Source organism: Paenibacillus lentus, from assembly GCF_042714055.1.
GTDB lineage: Bacteria > Bacillota > Bacilli > Paenibacillales > Paenibacillaceae > Fontibacillus > Fontibacillus lentus_A.
The window spans coordinates 71,758-86,671 of sequence record NZ_JBHGVC010000011.1 but is presented as its reverse complement, the minus strand read 5'-3'; the positions used below and the strand labels follow the sequence as shown (position 1 = coordinate 86,671).

Sequence of the window (14,914 nt, the reverse complement as noted above, 5' to 3'; positions counted from 1 at the left end):
ATGACTGCTGTAGACATCTTGATGCTGATCGCCGTCGTCAGTATATGGTCACTGCTTCTCGTCAATGTGGTGCTGATTATTGCCGGCTATCTGTATTACATTGAAAATGAGAAACGCGAGGTGCCGCCGCTGCCTGATGAGATCCCCTTCGTCTCGGTGATGGTTCCCGCTCATAATGAAGGCAAAGTCATTACGCAGACGGTGGAGGCGCTGCTTGCGCTGGATTATCCGCATGATCGCTATGAGATTATCGTCATTAACGACAATTCAAGCGATAATAGCAGCGAACTGCTGGGGAAGCTTCAGGCCAAGCATAAGGAACGCAATTTGATCGTGATTAACACGGATAACATTACCGGGGGCAAAGGAAAATCCAATGCCCTGAACATTGGATTTAAGCAGAGCAGGGGAGAATATATCGCTATTTACGATGCTGACAATACCCCGGAGAAGACGGCTCTGCGCTATCTTGTCGGGGAAATTACTCATGACCCGACGCTGGGAGCGGTGATTGGCAAATTCCGCACACGCAACCGCAATGCGAGCCTCTTGACGCGCTTCATCAATATTGAGACGTTGTCCTTCCAGTGGATGGCTCAGGCCGGAAGGTGGAGGCTCTTCAAGCTGTGTACCATCCCGGGCACCAATTTCATTATGCGCCGGGAAATTATTGAGCGGATCGGGGGCTGGGACGTCAAGGCGGTCGCGGAGGACACGGAAATCAGCTTCCGTATTTATATGATGGGCTATCGTATCAAGTTCCAGCCGAAGTCGGTAACCTGGGAGCAGGAGCCGCAGACCATAAAAGTATGGTTCAAGCAGCGGACAAGATGGGTTAAAGGCAATATTTATGTCATTGTTAAAAATTTGCCGCTGCTGTTCGATCGGTCAGCAAAACGGATTCACTTTGATCTTCTTTATTTTTTATCGATCTATTTCTTATTGCTGACGTCGCTCATCATGTCTGACACGCTGCTCATTTTATATGCACTCGGGCTTGTCCATACGACCATTGCCGGGCTCAGCTCGTTCTTATGGCTGCTGGCCATCATTTTATTTGTGACCGGCACCTTCATAACGATCATTACAGAAAAGGGAGAAATGAGACTATCCAATCTGTGGATCATTATGCTGATGTACATTTCTTACTGCCAGTTATGGATGGTTGTAGCCGCCTATGGTTTATACAACTATTTCAAGGATTTGATTTTCAAAAGAGAAGTAAAGTGGTACAAAACCGAACGTTATTAAGACAAGGGGGAGAAACGTGAACACAAGATCAATGATCTCCGGTATTCTATGCTTTTTGCTATTCATAATTTCCTGTGGCCAGGTATATGCCGAGCCTGTTTCAAGCGGCAGCCGGCTTACCTACGAAGCGCCTATAACTTCGTCCAATGTCTCTTTATCAGGAGTTACCGCAGCACGTACTATGTATATCCAGCTGGAGGAGTACTGGAACGTTAGCACATTGACGCTTAACTTGGATTATCAGGCGACCCAATTGGCAAGAAGTGAAGATTCCAGTGTAACTCTCAAGATGAACGGCACCAAATTTTATTCATTCCGACCTGTTGTGGACGAACAGAAGAGGCAGACCTTAACAGTATCGGTTCCAAAGGATCTGCTGGTTCCAGGCGGCAATACGCTCTCGATCGAAGGATATATTTTAACCAATCTGCCTGAAGGCATATGTTTAGCTGCCGAGAAGCGTGACAATTGGCTTGAGCTGTACAAGTCCTCTTATGCTTCGATCACTTATACGAAGAATGATATTGGAGGAAGCATCCGTAACTTTAATCAGCAGTTCGTCGGTCTGGACTCGTTAAAAGAAAAGCTTAGCGCGCTTGGCGTTCCAAGCGATAGCGAACCTGTAGAGCTTGAAGCTGCTGTATATGCCCTTTCCGGCTTCGCCAAGAGCAACCACTCGGGAGAAAATTCAATTCCGATGCTGCCTCTCGATGATTCTACGTTTGAGGGGCGCGAGACCGTTGTTATCGTTTCCTTATATAACAATCTGCCTGACAAATGGAAGCAGGCGCTAGGGGCGGCAAGCGTCAACGACAAAGCCCTGATCCGTGTGGTGAATGCAGGCGGGCAGACCGCACTGATTGTAACATCAGAGGATCCTCTCATGCTTACAAAAGCAGGCCGCCTGATTGGCAATCAGACATTAATGAACCAACTGGATGGATCGGAGAAATGGGTGGACGCGGGCACAGACGTGGATACGCCGGTAATCCATGTGAACCGGGAAGTAACGCTGACGGAAACCGGGGATAAGCTGACCGGAATGATGCATCAAGAGAAGAGCTATTTCGTGTCGCTGCCGGCAAACCGCTTTATCGCCGAGTCAAGTAAAATCAGCCTTGATTTCCGATATTCGGACAATCTCGATTTTGACCGCTCGCTCGTCACCATCTTGATCAACGATACGCCGATTGGCAGTAAGAAGCTTGCGAAGGAATCGTCCAATCAGGATCAGCTTACGCTGACGATTCCGAAAAACCTTGAGGTTTCAGGCAATTTCTCGGTTACTGTAGCTTTTGACCTGGAGCTGATCAGTACAGGCTGTATCGATCTTCAGGATCAGATGCCGTGGGCTTACATTACCAAGGATTCTCTGCTTCAACTGAATACCAAGGATGGCATAGAATTATTGTTCAATAATTATCCGAACCCATTTCTAAGAGATGCAAGCTTCAACAAGATCGCTGTACTGCTGCCCGAGAAGATGGATTCTTATAGCTATCTTACGATCGGAAATCTGTTTCATTTGCTTGGCAAGTATGCAGAAGCCAACACGGGCGAGGTAACTTTCTATAAAAACGGGAAGCTTCCGGCGGAATCAGAGCTGCAGCAGCACAATCTCATTTCTATCGGCTCCTACAAAGACAATGCTTGGCTGCAAAAGAATAACGACAAGCTGTTCTTCCAATACGGCCCGGATGGAGAAGGGATACAATCCAACGAGAAAATGAGCATTGAGGAAGACTACGGCAAGCGGATAGGAACGCTGCAGCTGATGGAATCTCCTTACGCGCGGGGCTATGGCTGGCTAGCGGTGACAGGAGCAAGCTCCAAATATAACTATATGGCATCTGATCTGCTGGCTACAGACAGTGGAAAATGGAAGATTTATGGAGATGGTGTAGTTACGGATGTAGATGGCAATATCAAGCCCTTCCGCTTTAAGAAACAAGCTGAGCAGGTGGATAATGGCCTAATGGCTCAGATTACCGAACGAGGGGATGTCATGGGCTTCGTTGTGATGCTGGGGCTGACCTTCATTCTGGTGGCCGTATCGCTTATTCTCCTGATTCGTAAATACAGAAAGAAAGCGAGGGGAGAATGATGAAACGCTATCAGAGCAGTTTGTTGTCGGATGCGGCTTTCTTGCTGCTGTTTGTGGTTTGCTTCATCCATATTGTGTTCACGGCAGGAGATCCTAATCATTATTTGATGAATATGATCCTGCTGAATGTATCGTTCCTGATTGCGGTCATGACCTACTTTACCAGTATTACCGTAGGACTTATCCTTAATATTGTATTTATCTTCGGCTACGGCACCTATACCATTTATCAAACCGTTATTGTCGGGGAGCCGCTTCAAAGCTATCATTATTATTGGCTAGTAATGACACCTGTTTTAACGGTGATCGTTGCGCTGCTAACCTTTGCCAACCGGCGCCTTCAGCAGGAGAAGGAGCAGCTTCAAGCCAAGAATGCTTCATTAGCTACACTGGATGAACGCACGAATTTGAAAAACACCCGCTCCTTTCAAAGTGATGCAACTATTTTCATGGCGCTGTCCAACCGCTATCAGATCCCGTTAACGCTGCTTGTTATGACGGTCAAGCATTGGGATGAACTGAGCCGGATGGTCAGTGAGGCCCAGATTACGGACATGGTTTATGACATTTCGCGGATGAGCGAGACAAGCATCCGTATGAATGACTCTCTATATATGTTGAATGCGGATCACCCTACCTGGGGATTAATGCTGTTCACCGATGAGGACGGTGCCAAGGTGGTCATACAGCGTTTGAAGGAAAAAGCAGAGTCGTTTAACACTGTCGAGTTCTCCAGCAAGTATAAACTTGATATGAAGCTTACAGTCGGGGCGATTCAGTATAACGCTGAAGAAATCACGGAGCCCCTTGATTTCATCGCTAAGGCGCGTCAGAAGATGGAATACGATATCTAGAAAGCGAGGTTCCAATGAAGTCTAGTTTGATACCTGAGTCGCTTCGTTCCTTTATCATCTTTGGCCTAGTAGGGATTGTGAATACTGGAGTAGATATCGCTGTGTTTACGCTATTAACCTGGTGGCAGCTGCCCTGGCTTGCGGCTCAGGCTATCGCCTATGGGTGCGGGGTGCTTAACAGCTTCCTGATGAACAGGAAGTGGACGTTTAAACAGCAGGGGGCGCTTATGAAGGGGCTGCTGCGCTTCGTTCTGCTAAATCTGCTGACGCTGGGAGTCACCTCTGTCTGCATGCTGCTCCTACATGAGCGGCTTGGCATCTCGTTATGGATAAGCAAGGGTGTGGCTACTCTTCTTGGCGTAGTACTTAATTTTATCGGAAGCCGATTTTGGGTGTTCCGCGCGGAGTCTCGTCCCCGCGAGGAAACAGCAAGCCATGCACATACCGGAGTATAGATGTGAAGTATAAGTGGGAATGCAAAAGGGGAGTTTCCTGCAGATCGAGTGGTCTGCAAGGGAGCGCCCCTTATTTTGCAGGTAAGGTTTTTTTCGTTGATCCGCAGCTGTTTTTAAATTATCGCTTTAAGTTTCGCACCGAGGTGGCTACAATAACATAAATAGATGAAAGAAACGAAGGGGTGCGAGACAAATGAATATCCAGGAAATGAGGGAGCATCGGCAGTATCCAGATAATATCGGGCAGGAAAAGAGCCGCGCGACCTTTGAACGCGATTATTCACGGCTGATCCATTCACCGACCTTCCGGCGGCTGCAGGGCAAGTCGCAGGTATTCGGGGCGGGAACCGGAGATTATTATCGGACGCGGCTGACGCATTCGCTGGAGGTGGCGCAAATAGCCCGGGAAGCGGCGCGCAGCCTGCTACGCTCCTACCCGGATGTTGCCGCGGAAAGTGCTGGCCATCCCGGATTGATCATCGATCCGGAGGTCGTCGAGTGCGCGGCGATTTGCCACGATTTCGGGCACCCTCCGTTTGGCCATAAGGGCGAAGAGGTGCTGGACGATATATTGGATAAGCTGGTGGAAGAGAAGATCAGGCAGGCTTTGAAGAACACAAATCCGCCCCCCGATGAAGAACAACGGATCCGGGAAGCTATCCGGCGAAAATACGAGCATTTCGAAGGCAACGCCCACAATTTCCGGCTGATGATGTTCCTAGAGAAACGGGAAAACATCGACGGCCTCAATTTGTCCGACGCGGTGTTGCTCGGGACGAACAAATACCCTTATCCCGGCACTGTGAACAAAAAAGGCCTTTATCTGCATGAGTGGGAATATATTTCCTACATCCGCGACCGTTGGGGCATTCCGGAAGGTAAAAAAACATTCGAAGCCCAATTGATGGACTTGTGCGACGATATCGCTTATTCGGCACATGATCTTGAGGACGGCATCAAAGCGGGCAAAATCGAGGTGCACGAGCATTTTCTCAAAGATTCGCATATTCAGCATCTGATCGTCGAGAAAATCATGACACTGGAGGATTTCTTCTGGGAAGGTTGGACGCCGGACAAGATCCAAGTCAAGGTTGAGGAGGTGCTGGACTCGTTCTTGCGGATCTGGAGCGAGAAAATGCCGATTTGTAATCACGATTATTCTCGAACGCGCCGCGAGGTCAAGGCGTATTGGGTTAGTTTATTCGTCTCCAGCCTCGGCGTCATCCCTGACGGCAGCTGGCAAAAGGTGACGTTCGTCAAGGAAGACCAAGAGGACGAGGATATGCTGCGTACGGTAAGCGTGCTGAAAAGCTTCGCCTGGGTGACGATGATCCGTGACTTGCGGGTGCAACGGCTGCAGAAGCGCAGCGCTTGGGTGATCAAGCGGCTGTGGGACGCTTTCGTCGATCCGGAGACATCCAAATCGATTATTCCGGGTGACTGGCTGCGCCGCTTTGACCACGATCAGCGGAAAGCGAAGCCGATATGGACCTGGGAGCATATGATCATCGATTACATCGCGGGCATGACGGACGCTTATGCGGAGAAGATCTACAATGAGCTGTACGGGCTTAAGGTAGGAACGATTTACGATATGGATTAAATCAAGCGGCCGGCTTAAAAGCCGGCCGCTTGAGCTCCTAGTGAGATGATGTTCCGTAGGCGGCCTGCCCGTGAGGATATAACGGAAAATGCAGCTGTATCTTACTACAGTGGCTGGTTTGCATCTCTATTTTTGTTCCATCAAGCCCAACACCCTGTCGTTTCTTCAATTCCATTCAAATCCACCCAAATCTCAAATGCTCCATTAATGTCTCGAGGGGTATGCTTAAAACGTATATTCATGAATGAGTTGTCGAAGCGCTTGCTTTACATCGCCATGGAATAAACCTCCATGGTAGCAAATGATCTGATCAATGTCATAGTCAAGTAATCGCTGAACGGAGAGGACCGCCTCACCCATATCCAATGTAAATTGGGGATTAGCAATATTCAACTTCCCTCGTTCGATGACAACGACGTCCCCAGCGATCAACGTTTTATTCGCGGGCAGATACAACGATATATGCCCCGGCATATGTCCGGGCGTATGGACAATATCGATGCCGCTACACCAAGGTAGTCGCTCATTATTGGAGACTGTTCGATCAACAGGAACCGGCTCGACCGATTGTAAAAAGCGAATAAACTGTTCCGCATGAGGTTTGGCCTCTTCTGGCAATCCGTTAAGCGTTGATTCTGCCTGTTCAAGTCGCAGCGACTTTTTCTTCCCTTCAATGTACGGTGCTTCCAGCTCGTGTGCGATGATATCGATATGTGGGTACGCTCGCTTCAGTGCAGCGAGTGAACCGATATGATCCATATCATGGTGCGTCACAATTAGTTTTGTTAACGAATCCAGTGCGATGTCGTACTTACTAGCCGCTTCTTCTAGATGAGATATAAAATTTGGATAGCCGCAGTCGATAAGGATGATATCGTACTCATTTTGAAGAAGGACTGGAGCAATGGTTTGTTTTTGTCCACTATACTCAAACTCTATTTCTAGTATATTGCATCTACTCATCCATTTACCTCCTCATGAAATAAACAATTAGCGTAATAGCAATCACTTTTCGTTATCGCTACCCTGGGCGATATCAATAATTCAATTATTATAAATTGAAAGTCCCCAATCAGGAAGTACATTATGCGTCTTATAATGCCATTCAACGACAACCTGTTCCGACTCCCCCGCTGTGGCTGGCTCCGGGGTACCCGCAACTGCTTTCTTCGGGTTCTTGTTTGCAGGCCGTTGAACGAGAACGCCAAAGAGGGCCGCAACAGGTCACTTGCTCCTAACCTGTCACAGCCCCCAAATCCGCGTCCGACACAGCCTCGTGGTTCTTATTCCTCCCCAGTAGCAATTGGATTCTCGCTATATGAGATCCAATCGCTCCAGCTTCCAGCATATAGCCGAACATTAGAATAACCGAGCGAATGGAGCGCTACGATGTTCGGGCAGGCGCTGACGCCGGAACCGCAATACACGATAACCTCGCGATTCGACTCCAATGCTTCTATGGCTTCAGATAGCCCCGTTCGGCGCTGCTCTTCGGTTATCCATTTCCCCTCGGCATCCAGGTTGTTCTTCCAGAAAGCGTTGATCGCGCTGGGAATATGTCCTGCTTTGGCATCAATAGGTTCGGTGTCTCCCAAATAACGAGGCGCCTCACGAGAGTCCACCAATAACACCTCGGGATTGCCAATAGCGCTGCGAACATCGTTCACATCTGCAATCAAATTCGGCTGCACAGCAGGCTGGAATGATGAAGGAACGATGACTGGTTGATCTGCGGTTACGGGATAGCCGTCCTTCTGCCATGCTGCAAATCCCTCATCCATGACACTCACCTGGTCGTGGCCGAGCCAACGCAGCAGCAGCCAAAGCCGGGAGGCGTTCATGCCTCCCTGGTCGTCATATGCTACTACGACGCTGTCATTGCTGATGCCAGCCTGGCCAAGGCGCTTTGCCAAGGCTTCGGGATCAGGCAGCGGATGCCTGCCGCCATGCTCGCCAACGGGAGCGGAGAGATCGCTCTCCAAATCGAGATAGACTGCACCGGGAATATGAGATTCGGTGTAAGCCATCCTGCCTGCCTCTGGCGAACCGAGTTGAAAACGGCAATCGACGATGGCTATATTGGGCTGGTACATGCGTGCCAGAAGCCATTTTTTTGAAACGAGTGGATTTGTCATCGACTTGCTCTCCCTTCATCTATTTACTTTTTTAACTCAAAGAACTGACAGTTGTTGCGGTTATGGTAGGTAAGATCGCTCACGCTGGATTGCGTGATAACGGTATCTTCGGTGAGGCGGATAATGATCGACCCGGTTTCAATAAGATGACTATCGCGGAAGACGCGAATGCGGAGTCCTTGCTCCATCGCCGTTTGCAGATCCTGCTCCGTAATGAGACGTCGAATAGTCGGCATACTGATTACCATCTCCTTCAAGCAGAATAAAACTGCCTATAATCTTCATCTGACTTCTCTATTGTAGAGACAAAAGCCCAACCGTGACAAGCGACTATTCCATATATTATAGAAACTTTATTTAATGCAACGATGAACGGGCAACTTGAATCGTTCTAGGGAGGAATGGAGATGGGTAGGGCAATATGGCGTGGAAGCTCCGGAAGCCGCAGGGGCGGAAAATTTAAGGTGAATGCGAATGTGCTGCAAAGTGTAGCAGCTGGCATGCTGCCGTTCTATAGAGCTGTCGCGACGGACGAGAGGTTTGCCACCCTGTGGAGCAGGGCTGTGGTCACGGCGAATTTAGATAAGCTTGAAAAGCTGCTTGCCTCGGTAGCTCCGCGAGCAGCCAGGCAGGGACTTGGTACAAACGGGATCGGCTACTTTATAGATTTCAGCTTTCCGAAACTTGTGTATACGAATGGAACGACGATTCCGCCAGGAACGGTGCAATTCGTATTCGAGCCTGACGTTCATCAGGCGATAGCCCGGGCCGTGCTGCCGTTTTACCGTAGACTTGCAAGCGACAGGCCCTTTGCATGTAAGCTGGCCATTGCGATTCGCCGTAAAAATACGCGGCTAGTGAATCTGCTTGTACGAAGTGCGGTTCGTACTCCAGCGCTGAAATCGGTAAAAATCGAGGATCGAGGAATTGCATTAACGTTCAAATTTCCGTTCAGCAGATTTAAGTACCAGAATTTGTTGTTTCACGAGACACTTTTAGGCCGCAGAAGAAGGCTAAGACGGAGAAGAAGACGGGGCTCGACAGAAGAGTGAGAAACAGGGGATAGACAACTGTGTCCTTTGAACACGAGAAGCGCATGCAGATGCACGCGCTTCTCGTTTTAAGGTAATTATAATGGCGGATTGCGATGACATTTACGGCATACAGGGTAGTAGGATTCATTGCCGCCGATTTGGATTTGCTCTCCGGTATAGACGGGTTTCCCGTCCTCTACACGCAGGTTCATCGTTGCTTTGCGCTCGCAGAACCAGCAAATCGTCTTCATCTCCTCTATTTTATCCGCATAAATGAGCATAAGCTCGCTGCCCTCGAACAGTCGATTCTGGAAATCGTTCTTGAGGCCGAAGCCCATCACCGGAACATCAAGCTCGTCTACAATGCGGACAAGCTGCTCGATGTTGTCCCTATTCAAAAATTGGCACTCGTCCACCAGTACGCAATATGGACGAGGCTCATGCCGGCTGACGATGCCGAATATGTCAGTATCCTCCTTGATTGGAATCGCTTGTCTTCGCAGGCCGATGCGCGAGGAAATATAGCCTGCTTCGTCCCGAGTATCCAAGGCGGATGTGAAGAGCATCACCGGCTTGTTCTGTTCCTCGTAATTATGGGCTACCTTCAGAATTTCAATGGATTTGCCGCTGTTCATCGCTCCGTATTTAAAAAATAGCTGTGCCATCGCTGCGCCCCTTCTCTAGTTGTTCATCTCGCTAATTATATAGCGGGTACGCCCCATCGCACAATGAGCCCTGCATGAGTTAGGCCGCTTCCGAAGCCGTAAATCAGTAGTCTGTCTCCAGTCTTCAGCTGATCGGCATCAAGTCCCGCCTGCAGAGCGAGCGGAATGGAGGCCGAGGAGGTATTGCCCATAAGCTGCACGCTTTGCAGCGTTTTGCTTAAGGGGATATTCGCTTTTTCGCAGATGGATTCGATCATCCGCAAATTGGCGCTGTGCGGAATGAACCAATCGATTTGCTCCCGACTTACGTTAGCTTGCTCCAGCAGCTGCTCGATACCGGCAGTTACGGTACGTACCGCCCACTTGAACACCTCGCGTCCATTTTGCACGATTTTTCCGTTGCCTTCCAGTGGTATGCCATTCATAACCGAGGAGAGCCCGGAACGATACACATGCAAACCTCCGGCTCCCTGTGTACCCATGACAACGGCTTCAAGACAGCCGGATTCCGTATCATCCCGCTCGACAAGAACTGCCCCGGCCCCATCGCCAAATAAAATGCATGTGCTGCGGTCGCTGTAATCCGTAACCTTGGTCATCGTTTCGCCAGCGACCACGAGCACCTTCCTATGCAGCCCTGAAGTGATCATTCCATTGGCCAAATGAAGGGCATAGGAGAAGCCTGCGCATGTCGCATTCAGATCTAACGCTCCGGTGCTGGCCATCCCGAAATGCCCCTGAATGACGCAGGATACGCTGGGAAAGGAGTAATCAGGAGTCGTCGTCGCCACGAGAATAAGATCAACATCCTCGAGTGAAACGTTGTAGGTATCGCGCAGCTTCTCGATGGCCCGGATGCATAAGTGGGAGGTGAATTCATGGTCTGACGTGATGTGCCGCTCTTGAATTCCTGTTCGCTGGACGATCCATTCGTCATTCGTCTCGACCAGCTTTTCCAGATCCCCATTCGTCAAAATTTTCTCTGGAACATAGGTGCCGATGGCGGTAATCCGGGATTTGGATGCAATCGTCAACTCAATCACTCCTTCAGTTTGTTTGGATATAACGGGAAAAATATGCTTTATTCGATAAAACAGATAGCTAACTTTTTGTATCAGCTCATGGTGTGATCCTCAGATATTTTATCAGATATCATCGTCTGATATTAGTACCTGGTTCTAATACTTGGATTTTAACAGTATTGTATAATTATTTCAAGAACTTCATACTGAATTCAGCTTGCGAATATGGATATAGATTAGTTACCCGTTCCCTCGGATGTTATAATGAACTCTGAAAGGAGTGCATCTGTGAACCCATGAAAACATTAGTACTAGCGGAGAAGCCTTCTGTAGCGCGGGAAATAGCCCGAGTGATGGGCTGCCGCGATAAGCATAAGTGTTATATGGAAGGACCTAAATATGTCGTGACCTGGGCGCTGGGCCATTTGGTTGGACTCGCTGAGCCGGAGGACTATGATGCGAAGTTTCGTTCCTGGGCGTTGGAGGATCTGCCTATTCTACCCGGAAAAATGAAGCTGAAAGTGCTGCGGGAGAGCAGCCATCAGTTCAAGGCCGTGCAGCAGCTGATGAGAAGACAGGATATCAACTCCCTTATTATTGCAACGGATGCTGCCCGTGAGGGCGAGCTGCTCGCCAGATGGATTATGGATATGGCGAAATGGAACAAGCCCTTTCAGCGGCTGTGGATCTCCTCGCAGACGGATAAAGCGATCAAGGAGGGCTTTGCTTCATTAAAGCCGGGAAACCAGTACGATAGACTGTACCAATCGGCAAGATGCCGGGCGGAAGCGGACTGGATGATCGGTCTGAATGTGACGCGGGCGCTTACGTGCAAGTTCGGATCACCGCTATCCGCCGGGCGAGTGCAGACGCCGACGCTGGGTATGATTATGCAGCGGGAGAACGAAATCGTCTCATTCCGCTCGGAGGAATACAGCACGCTGCGCGTTGATCTGGGAACTTTCGAAGCGGTTTGGCGAGGCGCGAATAATGATTCCCGGATTTTCGACCCGGAGAAGGTGAAGCAGCTTCAAGGAAAGCTGGATGGCCGCTCCGGTAAAATTGTGAAGCTGAAGAAGAGCGAGAAGAACGTGCCGCATCCTTTGGCCTATGATCTCACGGAGCTGCAGCGTGATGCGAACCGCCTGCTCGGGTTTTCCGCCAAGCAGACATCAAATGTATTGCAAAGGCTGTACGAGCAGCATAAGCTCGTGACTTATCCGCGGACAGACTCGCGTTATTTGACGTCCGATATGAAGGATACGCTGAAGGAGAGACTGAGCAGCGTCGCCATCGGCCCGTACGCACCGCTGGCAAGGCCGCTGCTGCGCAAGCCGCTCTCTTTGAGCAAGCGGATCATCGATGACAGCAAGGTCACTGACCATCATGCGATTATTCCGACCGAGCAGACGGTGCTGCTGAATGCGCTTAGCACGGAGGAACGCAAACTATACGATCTGATCGTAAGAAGGTTCATCAGCCTGTTCTATCCGGCCGCTCGCTTTGATAATGTCGCCGTCACTTTAGATGTGGCTGGGGAAACCCTTCATGCCAAAGGCACGACGATGAAGGACAGCGGCTGGCGTGCCGTGTACGACGGACAGGCCATGGAGGAAGACGAAGAGGACGAGGATGCCTCCGAAACGGGCAGCGCTTCATTGCCAGAGCTGCATGAGGGCGATAGCGTGACCGTGAACCGCTGCCGCATTCAGAGCGGTCGTACGCTGCCGCCGAAGAGGTACAGCGAAGCGGCCCTGCTGACGCAGATGGAGAAGCACGGGTTGGGTACGCCAGCTACTCGGGCTGATATTATTGAGAAGCTGGTCAGCTCCGATACGATTGAGCGGCAGGGGAACGTGCTCCATCCGACAGGAAAGGGCAAGCAGCTGATCGAGCTGGCTCCGAGCGATTTGCGCTCGCCGGATCTGACCGCGAAATGGGAGGCCGAGCTGGAGCGGATCGCTCGCGGTCAAGGCAAGCCAGGCCCGTTCCTGGAAGGAATAAGGGGCATGGCGCAAGGACTCGTGGCTGGCGTGAAGAATAGCGATGCGACCTATAAGCCGCATAACGTATCCAACAGCCATTGTCCGGATTGCGGAACGAGACTGCTGGAGAAGAAGACAGGGCGAGGGCTGATGCTTGTCTGCCCAAGCGAGGATTGCGGCTACCGCCGTTCCGGCGAGAAGCGCCTGTCCAACCGCCGTTGTCCGCAGTGCCATAAGAAAATGGAAATGAAGGAAGGCAAGGCGGGGCGGTATGTTCAATGTCTGCCGTGCGGAATTACGGAAATGATGAATAATAAAGACTCCAAACATATGAGCAAGCGCGAGCAGCAAAAGCTGGTCAGTCAATATACGAAGAAACAGGAAACCATCGGCTCTAATTTGGGGGAATTGCTGAAGGCCGCTATGGAGAACAAAAATAAATAGAAGCTTCCGAAGCTTCTATTGTCTTCGCATAAAACGGAGGCATGCTCGGAACCCTATGCTTGGGAGGTGATGAGTATGCCCCATCACAAATCAACCAAGATCAAGGATCAGCAGAATAAATCCAGCATTATGGAAGAAGCGATAGAGCCTAAGCTGAAGAAGCAGGCAAAGAGACCGCCCAATTTAAATGAAGTTCCGAAGATGTGATGCTGGCCCAGGCTCCCCGTGAGGGAGCCTTTTGTATTTGGGCAGTTAGCGTTATAATAGAATCAAGGGAAACGAAGTTGCCGAAGACGGATGAAGATGGGGGCGGTAAGCATGAGAACCGGGCTGCTGCTCTGGTTTCTGATTATTAATGTAATTTCATATTTGGTCATGGCCGACGATAAACGCCGGGCCCGGCAGAGGCGTGATCGGATTCCTGAACGGACATTGTTTCTCTTGGCAGCCATCGGGGGTTCGCTCGGTGTGCTGATGGCCATGAACGTGAAGCGGCACAAAACGAAGCATGCCAGCTTCAGGGTAGGTATCCCGCTGCTTCTTTTGCTGAATGCGGTGTTATTGGGTTATTTTTTGATCTAATGGTTTATTTAATAGGTAGAGTAATTGCACGATCTCGCTTCGCTTGTATTCATAAACTAGACAAGGAGAGGTGCTGACTTATGTTATTTTCCAAAATTGTTGCAGCGTACGATGGTTCCAAGGCGGGTACCAAAGCGCTTGAGAAAGCGATTGAACTGGTGAAATTATCGCCGGAAGCTACCCTTGAAGTAGTGCATGTCTTTGATTTTCCCCGTTTCTACGTCGCGGAGGGATACGCCCCCGTACCGGCTTTCGTGAATCAGGATTTCTATGACCTGGCGGAGAAGACGGTAGAGGAAGCGAAGAACCGATTGCAGGCCGCAGGTGTGAAGGGTAAGGCAGAGCTGTATCAGGGAGCGCCGGCAGAAGTGATTCTGGACTATGTGAAAAAGAACAATAACGATCTTATCGTCATCGGCAGCCGCGGTCTCGGCGGAATTCGCGAGTTCGTGCTTGGCAGCGTCAGCCATAACGTCGTTCAGCACGCCCAGGTGCCTGTGCTGGTCGTTAAATAAGTGAAGATTCGAGAGAGTGTCCTACAGGACATTCTCTTTTTTATTTGCTAGGCACCAAAAAACGAACATTCTGATTATTGGAATTAATAATGTTCGTGTTTGAGTTGACATGAGCTAGGCGGGATTGTTAAACTGATAGAGGACGGCGGGCGACCGCCATCATGAATTGTCTCGTATAAATCCGGGGATATGGCCCGGAAGTCTCTACCTGAAAACCGTAAATTTTCGGACTACGAGCGAATACGTCTATGGAGAAGGCATTTGT

Annotated in this window: 15 protein-coding genes and 1 riboswitch; of the genes, 10 read left to right on the top strand and 5 right to left on the bottom strand. The window is 49.9% G+C overall.

Annotated elements, in window-relative coordinates:
- The 5 genes from ACE3MQ_RS21285 (at nt 1) to ACE3MQ_RS21265 (ending at nt 6,267) form a co-directional block, all read left to right on the top strand.
- Nucleotides 1–1,251: a glycosyltransferase family 2 protein gene (locus ACE3MQ_RS21285; RefSeq protein ID WP_379396446.1), complete on the top strand. Its 1,251-nt coding sequence runs from the start codon at nt 1–3 to the stop codon at nt 1,249–1,251.
- A gap of 16 nt (nt 1,252–1,267) precedes the next feature.
- Entirely contained in the window at nt 1,268–3,355 is a 2,088-nt protein-coding gene (locus ACE3MQ_RS21280) for a cellulose biosynthesis cyclic di-GMP-binding regulatory protein BcsB (RefSeq protein WP_379396444.1), read from the top strand.
- Nucleotides 3,355–4,209, top strand: coding sequence for a GGDEF domain-containing protein (locus ACE3MQ_RS21275; RefSeq protein ID WP_379396441.1), 855 nt, complete (start codon nt 3,355–3,357; stop codon nt 4,207–4,209). Before ACE3MQ_RS21280 ends, ACE3MQ_RS21275 begins: the two co-directional genes overlap by 1 nt.
- Before the next feature lie 14 nt (nt 4,210–4,223).
- Nucleotides 4,224–4,664, top strand: a complete 441-nt coding sequence (locus ACE3MQ_RS21270) for a GtrA family protein (protein ID WP_379396439.1) — start codon at nt 4,224–4,226, stop codon at nt 4,662–4,664.
- Between the two features lie 193 nt (nt 4,665–4,857).
- Complete coding sequence (locus ACE3MQ_RS21265) at nt 4,858–6,267, top strand: deoxyguanosinetriphosphate triphosphohydrolase family protein (RefSeq protein WP_379396437.1); 1,410 nt, start codon at nt 4,858–4,860, stop codon at nt 6,265–6,267.
- Nucleotides 6,268–6,492: 225 nt separating this feature from the next.
- Here ACE3MQ_RS21265 and ACE3MQ_RS21260 read toward each other — a convergent pair whose 3' ends face one another.
- The 3 genes from ACE3MQ_RS21260 to ACE3MQ_RS21250 form a co-directional block, all read right to left on the bottom strand.
- On the bottom strand, nt 6,493–7,230 hold the full coding sequence (locus tag ACE3MQ_RS21260) for an MBL fold metallo-hydrolase (RefSeq protein WP_379396435.1): 738 nt from the start codon (nt 7,228–7,230) through the stop codon (nt 6,493–6,495).
- 320 nt (nt 7,231–7,550) lie between these two features.
- Nucleotides 7,551–8,402: a sulfurtransferase gene (locus tag ACE3MQ_RS21255; protein WP_379396433.1), complete on the bottom strand. Its 852-nt coding sequence runs from the start codon at nt 8,400–8,402 to the stop codon at nt 7,551–7,553.
- A gap of 23 nt (nt 8,403–8,425) precedes the next feature.
- Nucleotides 8,426–8,638 (bottom strand): hypothetical protein, encoded by a 213-nt coding sequence (locus ACE3MQ_RS21250; protein ID WP_379396431.1) that lies wholly within the window; start codon nt 8,636–8,638, stop codon nt 8,426–8,428.
- Between the two features lie 171 nt (nt 8,639–8,809).
- Between ACE3MQ_RS21250 and ACE3MQ_RS21245 the strand changes: the two genes are divergently transcribed.
- The gene (locus ACE3MQ_RS21245) at nt 8,810–9,454 is read left to right on the top strand and encodes a hypothetical protein (RefSeq protein WP_379396429.1); all 645 of its coding nucleotides are present in this window, start codon (nt 8,810–8,812) and stop codon (nt 9,452–9,454) included.
- 77 nt (nt 9,455–9,531) lie between these two features.
- Here ACE3MQ_RS21245 and ACE3MQ_RS21240 read toward each other — a convergent pair whose 3' ends face one another.
- A complete protein-coding gene (locus tag ACE3MQ_RS21240; RefSeq protein WP_379396427.1) occupies nt 9,532–10,101 on the bottom strand; it encodes a thymidine kinase in 570 nt (189 codons plus the stop codon).
- Between the two features lie 35 nt (nt 10,102–10,136).
- Nucleotides 10,137–11,129, bottom strand: coding sequence for a ketoacyl-ACP synthase III (locus tag ACE3MQ_RS21235; RefSeq protein WP_379396580.1), 993 nt, complete (start codon nt 11,127–11,129; stop codon nt 10,137–10,139).
- 290 nt (nt 11,130–11,419) lie between these two features.
- Here ACE3MQ_RS21235 and ACE3MQ_RS21230 point away from each other — a divergent pair, with 290 nt between their 5' ends.
- From ACE3MQ_RS21230 to ACE3MQ_RS21215, 4 genes are all read left to right on the top strand, one after another.
- The gene (locus tag ACE3MQ_RS21230) at nt 11,420–13,552 is read left to right on the top strand and encodes a DNA topoisomerase III (RefSeq protein ID WP_379396425.1); all 2,133 of its coding nucleotides are present in this window, start codon (nt 11,420–11,422) and stop codon (nt 13,550–13,552) included.
- A 75-nt stretch (nt 13,553–13,627) separates the two neighbouring features.
- Nucleotides 13,628–13,759, top strand: a complete 132-nt coding sequence (locus ACE3MQ_RS21225; protein WP_379396423.1) for a hypothetical protein — start codon at nt 13,628–13,630, stop codon at nt 13,757–13,759.
- Nucleotides 13,760–13,870: 111 nt separating this feature from the next.
- The gene (locus ACE3MQ_RS21220) at nt 13,871–14,134 is read left to right on the top strand and encodes a DUF1294 domain-containing protein (protein ID WP_379396421.1); all 264 of its coding nucleotides are present in this window, start codon (nt 13,871–13,873) and stop codon (nt 14,132–14,134) included.
- 80 nt (nt 14,135–14,214) lie between these two features.
- The gene (locus tag ACE3MQ_RS21215) at nt 14,215–14,649 is read left to right on the top strand and encodes a universal stress protein (protein WP_379396419.1); all 435 of its coding nucleotides are present in this window, start codon (nt 14,215–14,217) and stop codon (nt 14,647–14,649) included.
- 151 nt (nt 14,650–14,800) lie between these two features.
- Nucleotides 14,801–14,902, top strand: a riboswitch (purine riboswitch).
- Nucleotides 14,903–14,914 lie beyond the last annotated feature (12 nt).